This is a genomic window from Lysinibacillus sp. BS3 (assembly GCF_039614735.1).
GTDB classification, from domain to species: Bacteria; Bacillota; Bacilli; order Bacillales_A; family Planococcaceae; genus Lysinibacillus; species Lysinibacillus capsici.
In genome coordinates, this window is record NZ_CP154860.1 from 1,413,153 (window position 1) to 1,426,752 (window position 13,600).

Annotated in this window: 14 protein-coding genes; 1 reads left to right on the forward strand and 13 read right to left on the reverse strand. The window is 37.8% G+C overall.

What is annotated here, in order from left to right; all coding sequences use genetic code 11:
* Nucleotides 1-98: 98 nt before the first annotated feature.
* The 12 genes from AAJG31_RS07345 to AAJG31_RS07400 all read right to left on the reverse strand — a co-directional run bounded on the left by AAJG31_RS07345 (nucleotide 99) and on the right by AAJG31_RS07400 (nucleotide 12,527).
* Entirely contained in the window at nucleotides 99-1,385 is a 1,287-nt protein-coding gene (locus AAJG31_RS07345; protein WP_257961741.1) for an RNA polymerase subunit sigma, read from the reverse strand.
* The gene (sigX, locus tag AAJG31_RS07350; RefSeq protein WP_009370717.1) at nucleotides 1,382-1,915 is read right to left on the reverse strand and encodes an RNA polymerase sigma factor SigX; all 534 of its coding nucleotides are present in this window, start codon (nucleotides 1,913-1,915) and stop codon (nucleotides 1,382-1,384) included. The genes AAJG31_RS07345 and sigX overlap by 4 nt, the downstream gene beginning before the upstream one ends.
* A gap of 78 nt (nucleotides 1,916-1,993) precedes the next feature.
* Nucleotides 1,994-3,769: an ATP-binding protein gene (locus AAJG31_RS07355; RefSeq protein ID WP_066036607.1), complete on the reverse strand. Its 1,776-nt coding sequence runs from the start codon at nucleotides 3,767-3,769 to the stop codon at nucleotides 1,994-1,996.
* Entirely contained in the window at nucleotides 3,762-4,478 is a 717-nt protein-coding gene (locus AAJG31_RS07360; RefSeq protein WP_004232215.1) for a response regulator transcription factor, read from the reverse strand. Before AAJG31_RS07360 ends, AAJG31_RS07355 begins: the two co-directional genes overlap by 8 nt.
* Before the next feature lie 114 nt (nucleotides 4,479-4,592).
* Entirely contained in the window at nucleotides 4,593-5,774 is a 1,182-nt protein-coding gene (gene ccsB / locus AAJG31_RS07365; RefSeq protein ID WP_048391290.1) for a c-type cytochrome biogenesis protein CcsB, read from the reverse strand.
* A complete protein-coding gene (locus AAJG31_RS07370) occupies nucleotides 5,771-7,447 on the reverse strand; it encodes a cytochrome c biogenesis protein ResB (protein ID WP_054550608.1) in 1,677 nt (558 codons plus the stop codon). The genes ccsB and AAJG31_RS07370 overlap by 4 nt, the downstream gene beginning before the upstream one ends.
* Before the next feature lie 6 nt (nucleotides 7,448-7,453).
* On the reverse strand, nucleotides 7,454-7,993 hold the full coding sequence (resA, locus tag AAJG31_RS07375) for a thiol-disulfide oxidoreductase ResA (protein WP_004232210.1): 540 nt from the start codon (nucleotides 7,991-7,993) through the stop codon (nucleotides 7,454-7,456).
* Between the two features lie 317 nt (nucleotides 7,994-8,310).
* The gene (locus tag AAJG31_RS07380) at nucleotides 8,311-9,042 is read right to left on the reverse strand and encodes a pseudouridine synthase (RefSeq protein ID WP_004232209.1); all 732 of its coding nucleotides are present in this window, start codon (nucleotides 9,040-9,042) and stop codon (nucleotides 8,311-8,313) included.
* Nucleotides 9,043-9,342: 300 nt separating this feature from the next.
* Nucleotides 9,343-9,930 (reverse strand): alkaline shock response membrane anchor protein AmaP, encoded by a 588-nt coding sequence (locus tag AAJG31_RS07385; RefSeq protein ID WP_233436311.1) that lies wholly within the window; start codon nucleotides 9,928-9,930, stop codon nucleotides 9,343-9,345.
* A gap of 104 nt (nucleotides 9,931-10,034) precedes the next feature.
* Entirely contained in the window at nucleotides 10,035-11,105 is a 1,071-nt protein-coding gene (locus tag AAJG31_RS07390; RefSeq protein WP_054550607.1) for a serine hydrolase, read from the reverse strand.
* A 77-nt stretch (nucleotides 11,106-11,182) separates the two neighbouring features.
* Nucleotides 11,183-11,776, reverse strand: a complete 594-nt coding sequence (gene scpB / locus AAJG31_RS07395; RefSeq protein ID WP_048391293.1) for an SMC-Scp complex subunit ScpB — start codon at nucleotides 11,774-11,776, stop codon at nucleotides 11,183-11,185.
* The gene (locus tag AAJG31_RS07400; protein ID WP_066036605.1) at nucleotides 11,748-12,527 is read right to left on the reverse strand and encodes a segregation/condensation protein A; all 780 of its coding nucleotides are present in this window, start codon (nucleotides 12,525-12,527) and stop codon (nucleotides 11,748-11,750) included. The genes scpB and AAJG31_RS07400 overlap by 29 nt, the downstream gene beginning before the upstream one ends.
* Before the next feature lie 55 nt (nucleotides 12,528-12,582).
* Between AAJG31_RS07400 and AAJG31_RS07405 the strand changes: the two genes are divergently transcribed.
* Nucleotides 12,583-13,089, forward strand: coding sequence for a DUF309 domain-containing protein (locus AAJG31_RS07405; RefSeq protein WP_004232196.1), 507 nt, complete (start codon nucleotides 12,583-12,585; stop codon nucleotides 13,087-13,089).
* Here the strand turns inward: AAJG31_RS07405 and AAJG31_RS07410 are convergent.
* Nucleotides 13,086-13,457: a GNAT family N-acetyltransferase gene (locus AAJG31_RS07410; RefSeq protein WP_259950934.1), complete on the reverse strand. Its 372-nt coding sequence runs from the start codon at nucleotides 13,455-13,457 to the stop codon at nucleotides 13,086-13,088. The two genes, AAJG31_RS07405 and AAJG31_RS07410, sit on opposite strands and share 4 nt — an antisense overlap.
* Between the last annotated feature and the right edge of the window lie 143 nt (nucleotides 13,458-13,600).

A 13,600-nucleotide genomic window follows, 5' to 3' on the forward strand; every position in this document is an offset into this window, starting at 1 on the left:
AAAGTAAATAGTTCTGCTTAAAAAATTCCGATTAGATTTGTAAGTATTGTAAAAATGGAGCATTCCATGTTACAGGAATGCTCCATTTTTGATTTTGACTAAGGCATATATTGTTTATTTGGCCCCACAGGCTTTGGCAAATACGTTTTTAAATCGAATCCTTCCCAGCTTTCTTGGACCACATTATCCAAGCGTAATTGTTGGTCAAAGCTAGCAGCAGTTAACATCATAGCTTCAATCAATTGGGTAGCGCGAATTGGCTCCATCGATGCTAAATCTAAGGGAATATCGAATGTTACGACTACACCTTCTGCTTCCTCTTTCACGGTATATGTTACATTTTCAGGAACCACTGTTACATAAACATCATCATTTTTGTTTTTCATTAGTGTAAGTGCCTCTGTAACATTAGCAAATGTTTGACGGAAATCTGGTGACAGATATTCTGCCCCACTACCATCTTGGTATAAATAATAATTAAAATGCTTGGCGTTTGTTAATGACATAGCTTGACTTGGCTCACCCTCCTGAGAAAACTCATAAGGTGTGCCATCTTCATTTTGAATCTCAACTTCCGTATATTCAGAATCCGAGAAGGTATCCTCTAAAGTCCCTTTGTACTCATTAACGGTAGCTGATGCAACATCATAGTCATTGTCCTTTGGTAATACGTGGACAAGCTTGTCTTCCTTCTCCTTCAGTTCACCTTTAAAAGGATGATAATCCGTAAACCCTTTGGCTTCTTCATCTATTTGAGGAGCATATTTTTCATACATCTGTAGGGTAGAAGGCTTTTCAGTTCCAAAATCAGTTGCTACACGCTCATTTGGTATCACATATGTCATTGGAACACTTTCTGCATCGCGTCCTGCCAAACCAATACGGAAAACGACAGCATCTTTCACATCTTCCTCATAGACAGACGACCGTAAAGATAACATACGCTCATGCTCCGATACAATACTGGATTGAAGTGCCTCATCCTGGGTAGCTGCCTCTTTAGCAGAACGATCTTCCTGTAACGTAGAGTAATTAGCCGTTTCTGGCGTACTAGCTAGATCTTTTTGGCTAGCGTCATTATTCATGAACATGAAGCCAACGAGTACCGTTATCGCGAAAACTGCTGCTACACTCGTAAAAATCGGCATTTTTCGGAACTTAAATCGTGATGGTCGTTCATCTTGTATTAAAGATTTACTTTCTTGTTGTGCTTCTTCATTCTCTATAGGTTGTTGTATCGCTTCTTGTAGGTGACTATTATCCTGCAAGCGAGCATCTGCCATTAACCGATTTAATATTTCTTCTTTTGAACGGCGGTCAGAAAGCTTAGGGGCATTGTTCAAGACATGTTCAAGCTGTTCATCATCAAATGGCTTATGCGTCATTGCCGTTTCGCCTCCTGTTCTCTAATCGGCTGTAGCTGTTGCCTTAAAAATTTAATGGCTCGATGCTGGGTCGTTTTTACCTTAGCTTCTGTCCAATCTAGTATTTGCGCTGTTTCTGCAATCGATAAATCTTGAAAATAGCGCATAATAATGACCATTTTTTGGTCTCCTGTACAGTTTTCAAGTGCTGATTCTACCTGCATAAATTCATCACTGGCCTGTAGCATATCTTCCGGTGATGGCGTGGTTGAATGGAGCTGTTCCGTTTCCCAGTCAAAGAAATCATGTGAATGCTTTTGACGTACAGCTTGCTTTCTAAAATGATCAATTGCTACATTTTTAGCAATAGCAAATAGCCAAGTTTTCTCACTACTATTGCCTGCAAATTGATCGTATGAGCGCAACACTCGTACATAAACTTCATGTGCTAAATCTTCGGCAAGTGTACGGTTTTTTACTAAATATATTAAAAACTGAAACACGTCTTGGTGATATGCATCGTATAGTCGATGGAACACGGAGTCATTCAAAGCACTCCACCCCCGTTCTATAATATTTGTCGTCTTACATTCATAGAAGTTACAGCCAATTAATAGCAATACTTGTTATTAATCGAACGGTAAATAAAACGTGAAGGTCGTACCCTCTTTCAACACACTGTCTACCATAATATTACCTGAGTGTGCCTTCACAATATTTCTAGCAATGGCTAAGCCGAGACCAGTTCCACCCTTGGAACGAGTACGTGCCTTATCTGCTTTATAAAAACGTTCAAAGACATAGGGTAAGTCCTCTTGAGGAATGCCATGTCCTGTATCTTGAACAGATATTTTAGCAAATGTCGGCTCCTGCTCTACTTTTACAGTCACAGACCCTTCATCTGTATGTCTCAGGGCATTGTCAACTAAATTTGTAAGCACTTGTTCAATGCGATCCTCATCTATATTAATCATGGCCTCGTCATTAAATTCACTCTCAAACAGCAGACGAACGTGCTTTTCTTTTGCTACCTGTGCAAATTTTTGTGTAATACGTTCAAAAGTAGAATTAATTGGTAATTCATCTTTATAAAGAGTCATATGCCCTGATTCCATACGTGCCAAATCTAATAAATCTGTCACAAGGCGACCCATTCGCTTCGATTCATCATAAATAATTTTGGTAATCTCATTTCGCTCTTCCTGATCCTGAATAAAATCGTCATCCATTAATGCTTCTGAGTAACCTTGAAGCATGGCAATCGGTGTCCGAAGCTCATGAGAGACATTCGCAATAAAATCCGATCTTAGTTTTTCTAAGCGATGCTGTTCAGTCATATCACGAATAACAGCGACAGCACCACGTATCATTTCCCCACTATAAAGAGGACTAATGGTAAATGTATAATAGCTGCCATCCATTTCAATTTCCTCTTCTAGTTTATCCTCAAACATCAGTGCATGATCAAGCATATGATACAGCTCAGGTGGAATTGGTTTAGCACTTTGGGAGCCTTTGTTGACAAACCATTTTTGCATCAGACGTTCGGCTGGTGGATTACTTAATAATATTGTACGATCTCTATTAAACGTAATCACTGCATCTGTCATAGATGTCAAAATATTAGAAAGCTGTTCGTTTTCTTGATTGATAACCTCTAAATTATGCTTTAATTGACGGCCCATTTGGTTGAAGGCAACGGCAAGCTGACCAATTTCGTCATTTTGGGTAGTAGGCATTTTCGCTTCAAAATTCCCTTTTGCAATTTCAAAAGCTAATTCACGCATTTTTCTTAATGGCGAAGTTATACGTGAAGAAAGGAAGAATGCGAAGAATGTCGTCAACACAAATGCTATGAAGGCTGCTAAAAAGACAATTTTCGTAGTTTCCTTAGACGTTTTATGTAGCGCATCTGGGCTTTGGTAGATGAAGACAGCTCCATGTACTGCATTTTCAACATTTAGGGGAAAACCAAGTACGACATAAGATTCCATCTTTTCTTGATCAGTTGAAGAAGGCATCATCATTTCTTTAATAATCGGCTCATCTGATTGAAACACTTCATGAAAAGATTTATTGGCTAATATAGTATCTTGTATTTCTTTTTTGTTGACACCCTCTTGCATCGCAAAGGACACTTCAACATGACTGATAGCGATCAATGCATTGGTTCCTGTAGGTAAAATATCTTTTAATAATTCAGAGGTAGATTCGGCTGTTTCATTGTCATCTACTATACTTGCTACCGTTGCTGCTGTTTGTCGCAATGAAATTTCTGCTTGCTGCATATGGTAATTTTGAAGAAATTCAAGCATTAATACCGTGAAAACAAATAATACAAATGAAACGAGAAGCAATATGGTTACCCATAGCTTCCCGACAACACTATTCCATATTCTATTCATTGACAACCTCAAATTTGTATCCAACGCCCCAAACCGTCACAATCATTTTAGCAGCGTTTTCAGAAACTCGGTTGAGCTTTTCACGTAAACGTTTTACATGTGTGTCTACTGTGCGTAAATCACCAAAGAAGTCATAATGCCATACCTCTTTTAGTAGTTGTTCACGGTCAAATACTTTGTCTGGCGATTTCGCTAAAAAGTACAGCAATTCATACTCTTTCGGTGTTAAATTAACCTCAATGCCTTCTGCAGTCACACGATGTGCATCATGGTCAATCATTAAGTGTTGGAACACCACTAAATCTTTTGAAGAAGATGCATTAGTCGTTGGTGAGAAAGCCTGTGAACGACGTAAAATAGCCTTCACACGTAACACAACCTCACGAGGACTAAATGGTTTTACGATATAGTCATCTGCACCAAGCTCAAAGCCTTGTACACGGTTCGCTTCTTCGCCTTTGGCAGTTAATAAAATAATTGGTGTTGCTGCGCGCTCTCGAATTTCTGCACACACTTCTAGCCCATCTTTTTCAGGCATCATAATATCAAGTAAAATACAGTGATACTCTTTTTCTAAAGATTTCTCGATCGCTTGTTCTCCATTTTCGGCCTCGTCAACAAGGTATCCTTCTCGCTCAAGATACATTTTTAATAAGCGGCGAATACGATCCTCGTCATCTACTACTAATACTGAAATATTTTCTGACACTTTCACGATCCCTCTCTTCCATCTTTCTCTAACTTCTATTGTACATGGTGTGACACATATTGAAAAGAAAAGAAAGCCTCTTCGCTACAGCGAAAAGGCTTGTTGCTTCACAGGTTACGCGTAGGAGTGTAAACCTGCAAGAATTAAGTTAACAGCAATTAGGTTGAATAAAATAATCCCAAAACCAATTAGTGCTAACCAAGCAGATTTTCGACCTTCCCAGCCTTTTGATAGACGTAAATGCAGGAATGCTGCATAGAATAACCATGTAATAAGAGCCCATACTTCTTTTGGATCCCAACCCCAGAAACGACTCCAAGCAATTTGTGCCCAAATCATCGCAAAGATTAAAGCACCAAGGGAGAATACAGGGAAACCAATCAGCACTGAACGATAACCAATTTCATCAAGTAATTGTAAATTGACACGTTTAACAAGTGGTTGGAAAATGGCACTAATTCGACGGCGAGCAATTAAACGAATTAATAAATACAACACAGATCCTACCAATAATGACCAAACAACGGTTGTTAATTTTTTAGCATTAATTAACGCTGGCATTTCTACTAATGGCGACATGCCATGTTCTTCTATCACTTCATATTCATTCATACCGAATACTGGAGGTAAATTGTAAATAATTTTACGAGTAGTACCTTCTTTATCCACATAATTATAGCTAGACTCATAATCCATAGCACTAAATGTAGATGTTACCGCGACAAATCCAACAACTACTACAAGACAGTACATAACGGCTTCTAACCAAAAACGTTGTTTAGAGGGCTTTGTTAAATCTACTACTTTTAATAAGTAAATAAGTCCTGCCACAGCACTAATGGCTAAAATAGATTGCCCTAATGCTGCTGTAATAACGTGAATTGTTAACCAATGACTTTGTAATGAAGGCACTAATGGACTTACTTCTTTCGGGAACATTGCTGCATAAGCAATAATCAAAAGTGCAACAGGCAGTGCCACTAATCCAAGTGCAGTCAAACGATAAATAAAATAAATTAAGATAAACGCGCCGACAATGAACATACCAAAGGCAGTTGTAAATTCGAACATATTACTTACTGGCGCATGTCCTGTATAAATCCAACGCGTAATAAAATAGCCAAGCTGTGATAGGAAACCAATAATAGTAACCACAATGGCAAGCTTGCCCCATTTGCCAGTATTTTTACCAGTAGCATTACCTTGCTTAATTGAACCACCAAATAATAATGTCGCAACTAGATAAGCAATAAACGCTACAAATAGTAAGTTTCCACTTAAGTCAATCAAACTCATAAGGTGTTGTCACCTTCCTTTTCTTTAATGCCACCAGTAGTGGACTCTTCGCCAGCCTCATCTTTCTCTAACTGATCTTTATACGGAGGCAATGCAGCAAATGTTGTAACAGCATCTAAATCCTTTTTCATGCTGAACATATTTTTGTTGACATGGGCAGCCATTAACACACGGCCGTCTGGTTCCACTTGAAGCCATAAACGACGATGATTCCAGTAAGAGCCAATGGCAACACCGATCATAAAGATGACCCCACCAACAAACAGAATAGGGATGGTACTATCTTTTCGCACCGTAATACCTGACATATCACGCATCTCTGCACTAGCAAATTTCATTCTGTATTTATTTTCACCCAGTGGTTCTAAAGGAGGCTGCATAATTTCAACAAAGCTTACTTCTCCTTCAGGAGTTTCTGGTGTAGTCATTTTAAATAAAAATGCAGGATTATTTGGAATAGACGTTTTAGTCTGAGGTTCTCCATTTTCAAATCCATCAAAATCAGGTGTATAGACAAGAATTTGAACGGATGAACCATTCCCTAAATCATATTCTTTTTTAGGATTTGTTAAATCAATCTCTACCTTACCTAATGATTTCTCTGTCGTCTTATTAATTAATTCAAAATTCATCTGTTTTAATTCATTTAGACGATAATCCATCTGGTAAAGAGCAAAGCCATCTTCTTTCAAAGGATGGTTTACACGAATAGAATAGTCTTTTACTTTTTCTAGATTTTCCGTATCCCCAGGCAATGCGTCTTCAGGTTGCTTGTAAAGTGTAATATCGGTCTGGAAGTTTTTAGCCACTACATTCACACCCTGTTTAACTTGCTCACCTTGAGGTGTATTATCATGTGTTTCTAAAATAAAGTCACGGTTTTCAATGAAATAGCCTTCCATTCCAGTGATAGCTCGTGTTTCACCTTCACGCACCCATATCGATTCATCAACATAGAAGCCTGGAACTAGACGTAGCATGACCCCACCTAAAAAAATGATGAGACCTACATGGTTTATGTACGGACCGTAACGAGAAAAGCGTCCTTTTTCAGCTAAGAGAGCGCTACCATCTCGACGAACAGAATACTTCATCTCAGTCATTTTTTGAGCCACTTTATCAAGCGTTTCCTCCGCACTCGCTGACACTTGTCCTTCTGCAACAATGCGCTGACGCTTCATAAAGCTTTCATGTCTTTTAACACGTTGATTCTTTAATGATTTATAAAGTGGAATGCCTCGGTCAAGACTTGCCACTATAATTGATACTGCTAGCATACCAACTAAAATCTGGAACCACCATGAGCTATATAAATCCGAAAGCCCCAACGTATAATAGATTTTACCGAATGTACCATATACGTCTGCGTAATAAGCCCCCTTCTCCATATCAGAAGCTTTTACGTAAAACTCTTGCGGTAGTAATGTTCCGACTGAAGCAGCAATTAATGTGATAATAATTAAGGATATACCAACTTTAACACTTGAGAAGAAATTCCATATTTTATCAACAAATGATTTGTTATATGTTTTGGAACGAATGGCCATACCATCATAGCGCATATCAACAACTTTATTTTGTTTTTCTTCTTCGGTTAAAGGACGACCACATTTCTCACAAAGCTTCGTGCCGTATGGATTACTATGACCACAAGCACAAATGATTTTTTCCATCGTCATTTACTCCTTATTTGGCTTCACTAATTCCATGTACGAAGCAATATCTTTCTCCGTCATTTCACCTGTAATAATTTTGGCCACTTTGCCTTCTGGATCAATTAACACTGTTGCAGGTAATTGTCCTACATTATAAGCAGTCATAACACTTTTTGTTTTGTCGATAACTACTGGAAATGACAACCCATATCGATCGACAAAATTCTGTACTTCAAAATCTGTTTGAGCAATATTGACAGCTAATGTTTGTACACCGTGATCTTTAAATTCTTGATACTGATTGTCCATTGCGGGCATTTCCTTCTCACAAGGCTTACACCAAGTTCCCCAGAAATTTAAAAATACCCCTTGCCCTTTATAATCCGACAATTTATGTTTTTCACCGTTTAAATCTACTAACGTGAAGTCAGGTGCCTCAGAGCCTACTGCTACTAACTCTACTTTTTCCTTTGTTGCTGTTCCATATACTGTGTACCCGATTGCCAACGCTAACACAGCTAAAATGACAGTTCGCAGTACAAGACGTTTTTTCTTTTTCTCCAAGTTAATAAACCCCCTATCAATTACGGCTTGCGTTGCTTTTACATATTGAAGAAACAAATAGAACTTTTTCACTCTCTATACGTCTATAAATATGTAAAAGCTTCTTTCACATTGACGTCAACAATACCGGATTAAATGTGTTACAGCTTTTTTGAACAAACTGCTACTAGGTGTACTATTCTCACCTATTATAGCAAAATGATACAAAAACACTTAGCTATTAATTATGAATGATTTATGAACGATTTCACCACAAAGAAAGTGTAAACATCCAAATACCTCTATTGGTATCCACACTTTCTTCTGGCAAAATTGCATTAATCAAGCTTTCCTGTTTCTGCTAACACGCGTAGTTGCTTTACTTCATGCTTTGATAATTCACGGTATTCTCCTGGAGCAAGACCAAATAAATCTAAAAAAGCAAAGCGTTCGCGTTTTAATTTAACAACAGGTGTTCCAATCGCTTCAAACATACGACGAACTTGGCGATTGCGCCCTTCATGAATCGTAATTTCACAAATAGCTTTGCCCGCTTTTTCATCGAAAGATGTCATACTTACCTTAGCAGGTGCTGTCTTTCCATCCTCTAATTTGATCCCTCGTTGAAGCTTTTTAAGCCCTTCAATTGTTGGCACTCCTTTGACACGAGCGATATATGTTTTGTCAATTTTAAATTTCGGATGTGTCAACATATAGGAAAATTCTCCATCATTTGTCAATAGCAATAATCCAGATGTATCATAATCAAGACGACCAACTGGGAAAATACGTTGCGGAATATGATGAAATAAATCTGTGACAGTTTTGCGTCCTTTATCATCTGTAACTGCAGAAATTGTTCCACGTGGTTTGTAAAGTAAGAAATATACCTTATCTTCTTTTTCTAGTTTTACACCTTCTACTTCAATTGTATCGGAATTAGATACCTTTGTTCCTAACTCACGAACCACTACACCATTTACTTTAACTTTACCTTCTAAAATCAATTGCTCTGCCTTGCGCCTTGACGCAACACCTGCATAGGCAATGACCTTTTGTAATCTTTCCATTTTTTCACCTCTAGTTTTCTTTCACATTGACACGTTCGTCATCATTCGATTTCGATCCAATGAATAGGGTTATTTTTCCCGCTAATCTGTGAAAATTATGTCATACTTTTAGACATTATTAAAGAAAAACAAATTTCACATTTTTTAATTAAGTATTCCGACTAATTTCTCGTTCGTTAATTTCTTAACATTTGAACCGAGATTTTGTTTTGTTTACTAGCAGTATACTCATTTGATAATCATGCGAATCGATTGTAAAATGTTTATTTTGACACAAAAAAAGCTACCATTCGGCAGCTTTTATTTGTATACATTTTCAATTGTTAGGCCACGCTGCTTTAACTCATTGGCTATATAGTTTTTAGCCAGTACCATGTTGCCTGCCAAAGGTTCCTCAATTGTGGAACCATCTTGAAATGTAAAAACCAGATGATCAGGCTTTGTCACACCACTTTTTTCTAGATTAACCTGCTCAACTTTCACTATTTCTTCCCACTCGACAAAATTTACTTTTAAACTAAAAAATGGATTCATATGAATACCTCTTGAATCTATCCATTTATAAGTATTAAAGCTTAATGCGATGAAACCTAAGGCAATTAATAAGGAAGTAGATACTAGACCACGTTTTATATTCTTTCTTTTTTTCGTTTTAGGTATGATCAAATAATTGATTAGTAGTACGAGGGCCATGACAAATAAAGAGACCATAAAGATAATATAAGCATTAAAATAAGGTGCAAAATAATAAAATTCATTAGGTCGATATAGTATCTCTTGAATTGGATATAGAAGAATGACAGGCACAATTAAACTTGATAAGAATAAGATAATGATTAGCCCAAATTGAATTTGCCTACCATTACTTTCCATTGAAGCTTTCCTCAATTTCCTCACCCCTTTTTTCGAAAATTAAGAATTTTACATTCATTATCATTTTACCAAATTTAACATCAATTGATCAAATAATGTAAAAAATCAGCAAATCGTTTTTAACGATCCGCTGATTCAACTTTTACTGGCGTTGCATAAATCCGTTCTTCTCCTATAAAGATAGACAAGACTGCTTCTTGGCGTTTCCTTGAAACATGTAATACTTGCCTCACCTGTTCTTTTTCCTCTTTATTTAACTGTAGTCTAACGGGCTCTTGTAAACGAATAGCCAACTTTTTATTGACATTGTATTTACCCTTTTTCACTACTGTTTCAAGACTATAATCTTGCCATACTTTATTGGATAAGCCTCGATGTACATTCCAATCATCTGATTCATTTAATGTGACGACAACGCAGATTTGCCCGTCCTTTTGAAAGGCCGTTGCAAGTGTTCGTCCAGCAACCTTAGTAAAGCCCGTTTTTCCAGCGAAAGCAGTACCAGTGGCTGACTTTAAGGAACTAACAGGCTGTTCTGTCTCATCATCTATATCTGCTGCCATTCCTGAACCTTCTCTTAATAGACGGTGTTTATTTTCCCATAACATTCCGTTTACTGTATTTGCCCGATAAAGTACCGTTGAAGCAATTTTCTCAAATGTTTTATTTTGCAACGCAAGTCTTAACATCTCAGCAGTATCTCTTGCAGACGATAAATGCTCATCATGATGAAGACCAGAAGGATTCATAAAGACGGTATTGGTAAGACCTGCAATAACAGCTCTTTCATTCATTAATTTGACAAAACCCTCTACAGACCCTCCTACATGTTCGGCTAAAGCTGTTGCAGCATCATTGCCGGAACGTAGCATTAAGCCATACAATAACGTTTCAACTGTCACCGTTTCACCAGCCTGTAGGTAAATAGAGCTCCCCTCAGCCATAGCAGCCTTAGGGGATATAACGACTTCATCCTGCAAGTCACTATTTTCAATTGCCACAAGTGCTGTCCAAATTTTTGTGAGGCTAGCAATAGGTAATCGTTCATCGCTATTGGATCCAATTAAAAGTCGACCTGTATCGCCATCCAAGACAGCATAGCCGCTTCCTCCTCTTGCAAAGCTAGTCTGAGGAAGCATTACCATTAACACAATGATCATAAACAGTGTTAAACGAAATAACCGAAGCAACGAGCCACTCCTTATTCAATGTGATAGGAAATTATAGATTTAAATTTATGTTGAAGGATACGCATTATACCTAACCATTATTTTGCTCCGCTAAAAGTCTCTTGGAACTTCGTCATAAATAAATCTGTTTCTTGTTCTGTATCAGCAAGGTCCTCTTCAGGTAGAGGAGGCATTTCTTCTATACTATTTAAGCCAAAATAATGTAAAAATTCTTTTGTTGTTCCATATAAGATGGCACGTCCAGTCCCTTCTGACCGTCCTACCTCTTTAATTAATCCTCGTGAAACTAATGTTTGGATTGGTCGTTCACACTTCACACCGCGCAAATCTTCTATTGCTACACGTGTAATGGGCTGTTTGTATGCCACGATCGCTAACACTTCAAGGGAGGCTTGAGATAAGGATTGTGCGGTTGGATTTTCTACTAATCTTTGAATCGTATCGGCAAACTCAGATTTTGTAATGAGCTGATAAACGCCTGCAATTTCTTTCACCGTGATTCCTCTTGTTAAATCTTCTTCGTAGGTTTCTCTCAATGTATTCATTGTTTGCAGAATCAGCTCTTCCTGCTCTCCTAAGAGTTGTGAAAGTTGTTTAATCGTTAAGCCATCATCTCCCACAACAAATAATAAGGCTTCAATTCTACTCTGTAACATCAAAGTTTTCGTCATCTTCCCATTCCTCCTTCTGTAAGGTAACCGTTAATTCTTCAAAGTTACCATCTTGCTCTACGATGACGACCTGACGTTTCATCAGTTCAAGTAGGGATACAAACGTCAGAATAAGTGTTGGCTTATCTTCATAGGGAAAAAGCTCGAAAAATGATGCACGTCCACCTGTTAATCGTAAAGAATCCACAACAGAGCGCATTTGATCTTTTACTGATCGCTCCTGCCTTGCTACAGTTGTTTTTAATGGTTTCTTTAATTTTTTGCGACGCATCAATTTTTGAAATGCTCCAAGCATATCATAGATATTCACATTCAAATCAAATAAAGCCATCTGTTCTTCTGAGGCTAATCCTGTTAAATCAGCAGGTGGCCTCGTAAATACCTGTGCTCGATCTGTTTCAAGCTCCTGCAAATTACTAGCTGCTTCCTTGTATTTTTTATATTCGATTAAGCGTTGCACCAGTTCTTCACGAGGGTCAGGGCCGTCCACTTCTAATTCTGCGTCCTCCATCTCTCCTTCGTGAATTGGCAATAACATGCGGCTTTTAATTGCCAGTAACGTTGCTGCCATTACTAAATATTCACTTGCTTCATTTAACTCTAGTACTTGCATTGCATGAATATGGTCGATATATTGTTGTGTAATTTCAGCCATTGGGATATCATAGATATCAATTTCCAATCTGTGAATTAAATGCAATAATAAATCAAGAGGCCCTGAAAAGGCTTCTAATTTTACTTCATAAGACATTATTTTACCACCCTGAGATTCTATGTTCTTTTAGTATAGTGGAAAGGAGTCCAAAATGCATCCACAGCATCATACTTTATTTATAGATTACTGTGCCTATTTTAATGGCAATCAAGATTTTTTTGAATGCCATGAAGTGCTAGAGGAATATTGGAAGGAAATTGCACCTGGTGATAAAATGCATCCGCTTGTCGGCTATGTGCAGCTGGCAACAGGTTTCTATCATTGGCGACGTGGTAACAATACTGGTGCTAAACGAATTTTAGAAAAAGCACTTCATAACTTTCAAGTAAATGAAGGGCATGTTTTTTTCCAAGAAATTGATTATCTCGAACTCCTAACACAAATAACAAAAGCTATCACTTCGATTGAAATGGGCAAGTCCTTTCAAACTTTCCAGCTTCCTCTCTCACCTCACTTGCTGGATTTAGCCCTAGCACGTATAAAGCTTTTGCCATCAAATAGCTCAAATTATCTTCTTCATAAACATATGCTTCGAGATCGCTCACATATTCTTGCAGAGCGACAAGAAAGCAAACAAAGAAAAAGCAGACGTTGTTAATCGTCTGCTTTTTCATCGATACAATGAATACATTTTCGAACAAAACTACGTGTTTCATCTGTAGCACGCACACTTTCATATTGGCCAAGTTCCGCCACTTCTTGAAGCATCTCCGTTGCTACTCCCTCCCCCCTATAGGAAGGGATCACCGACACGTGCTGGATTGTGGCTATATTATGCTCGTCAACAACAAGCCCTACAATGCCAACATATTCATCATTCTTTTTCCATAAGTATAAAACCCAATTATCGTCATTTTCATAGGAGTGGATGGTTTCTGTAAGCTTTTTTACGTCTTTTTCGTTAGGCATAAATGAAAGTAGCCCCATTGCTATTTTCTCTAAAGCTTTTTTATATCGAATTAACATATTTGTCTATTCCCTCTTTTTCTAGCTGTACATAATCTTTGACTATCCTACACGATTTGTACTTTTACCGCAAGCCAATTTCTGTCTTACGAACCAGGTCCGAGAATACCTTTCGACGCCAACACCCAATAGACTACGCCCCA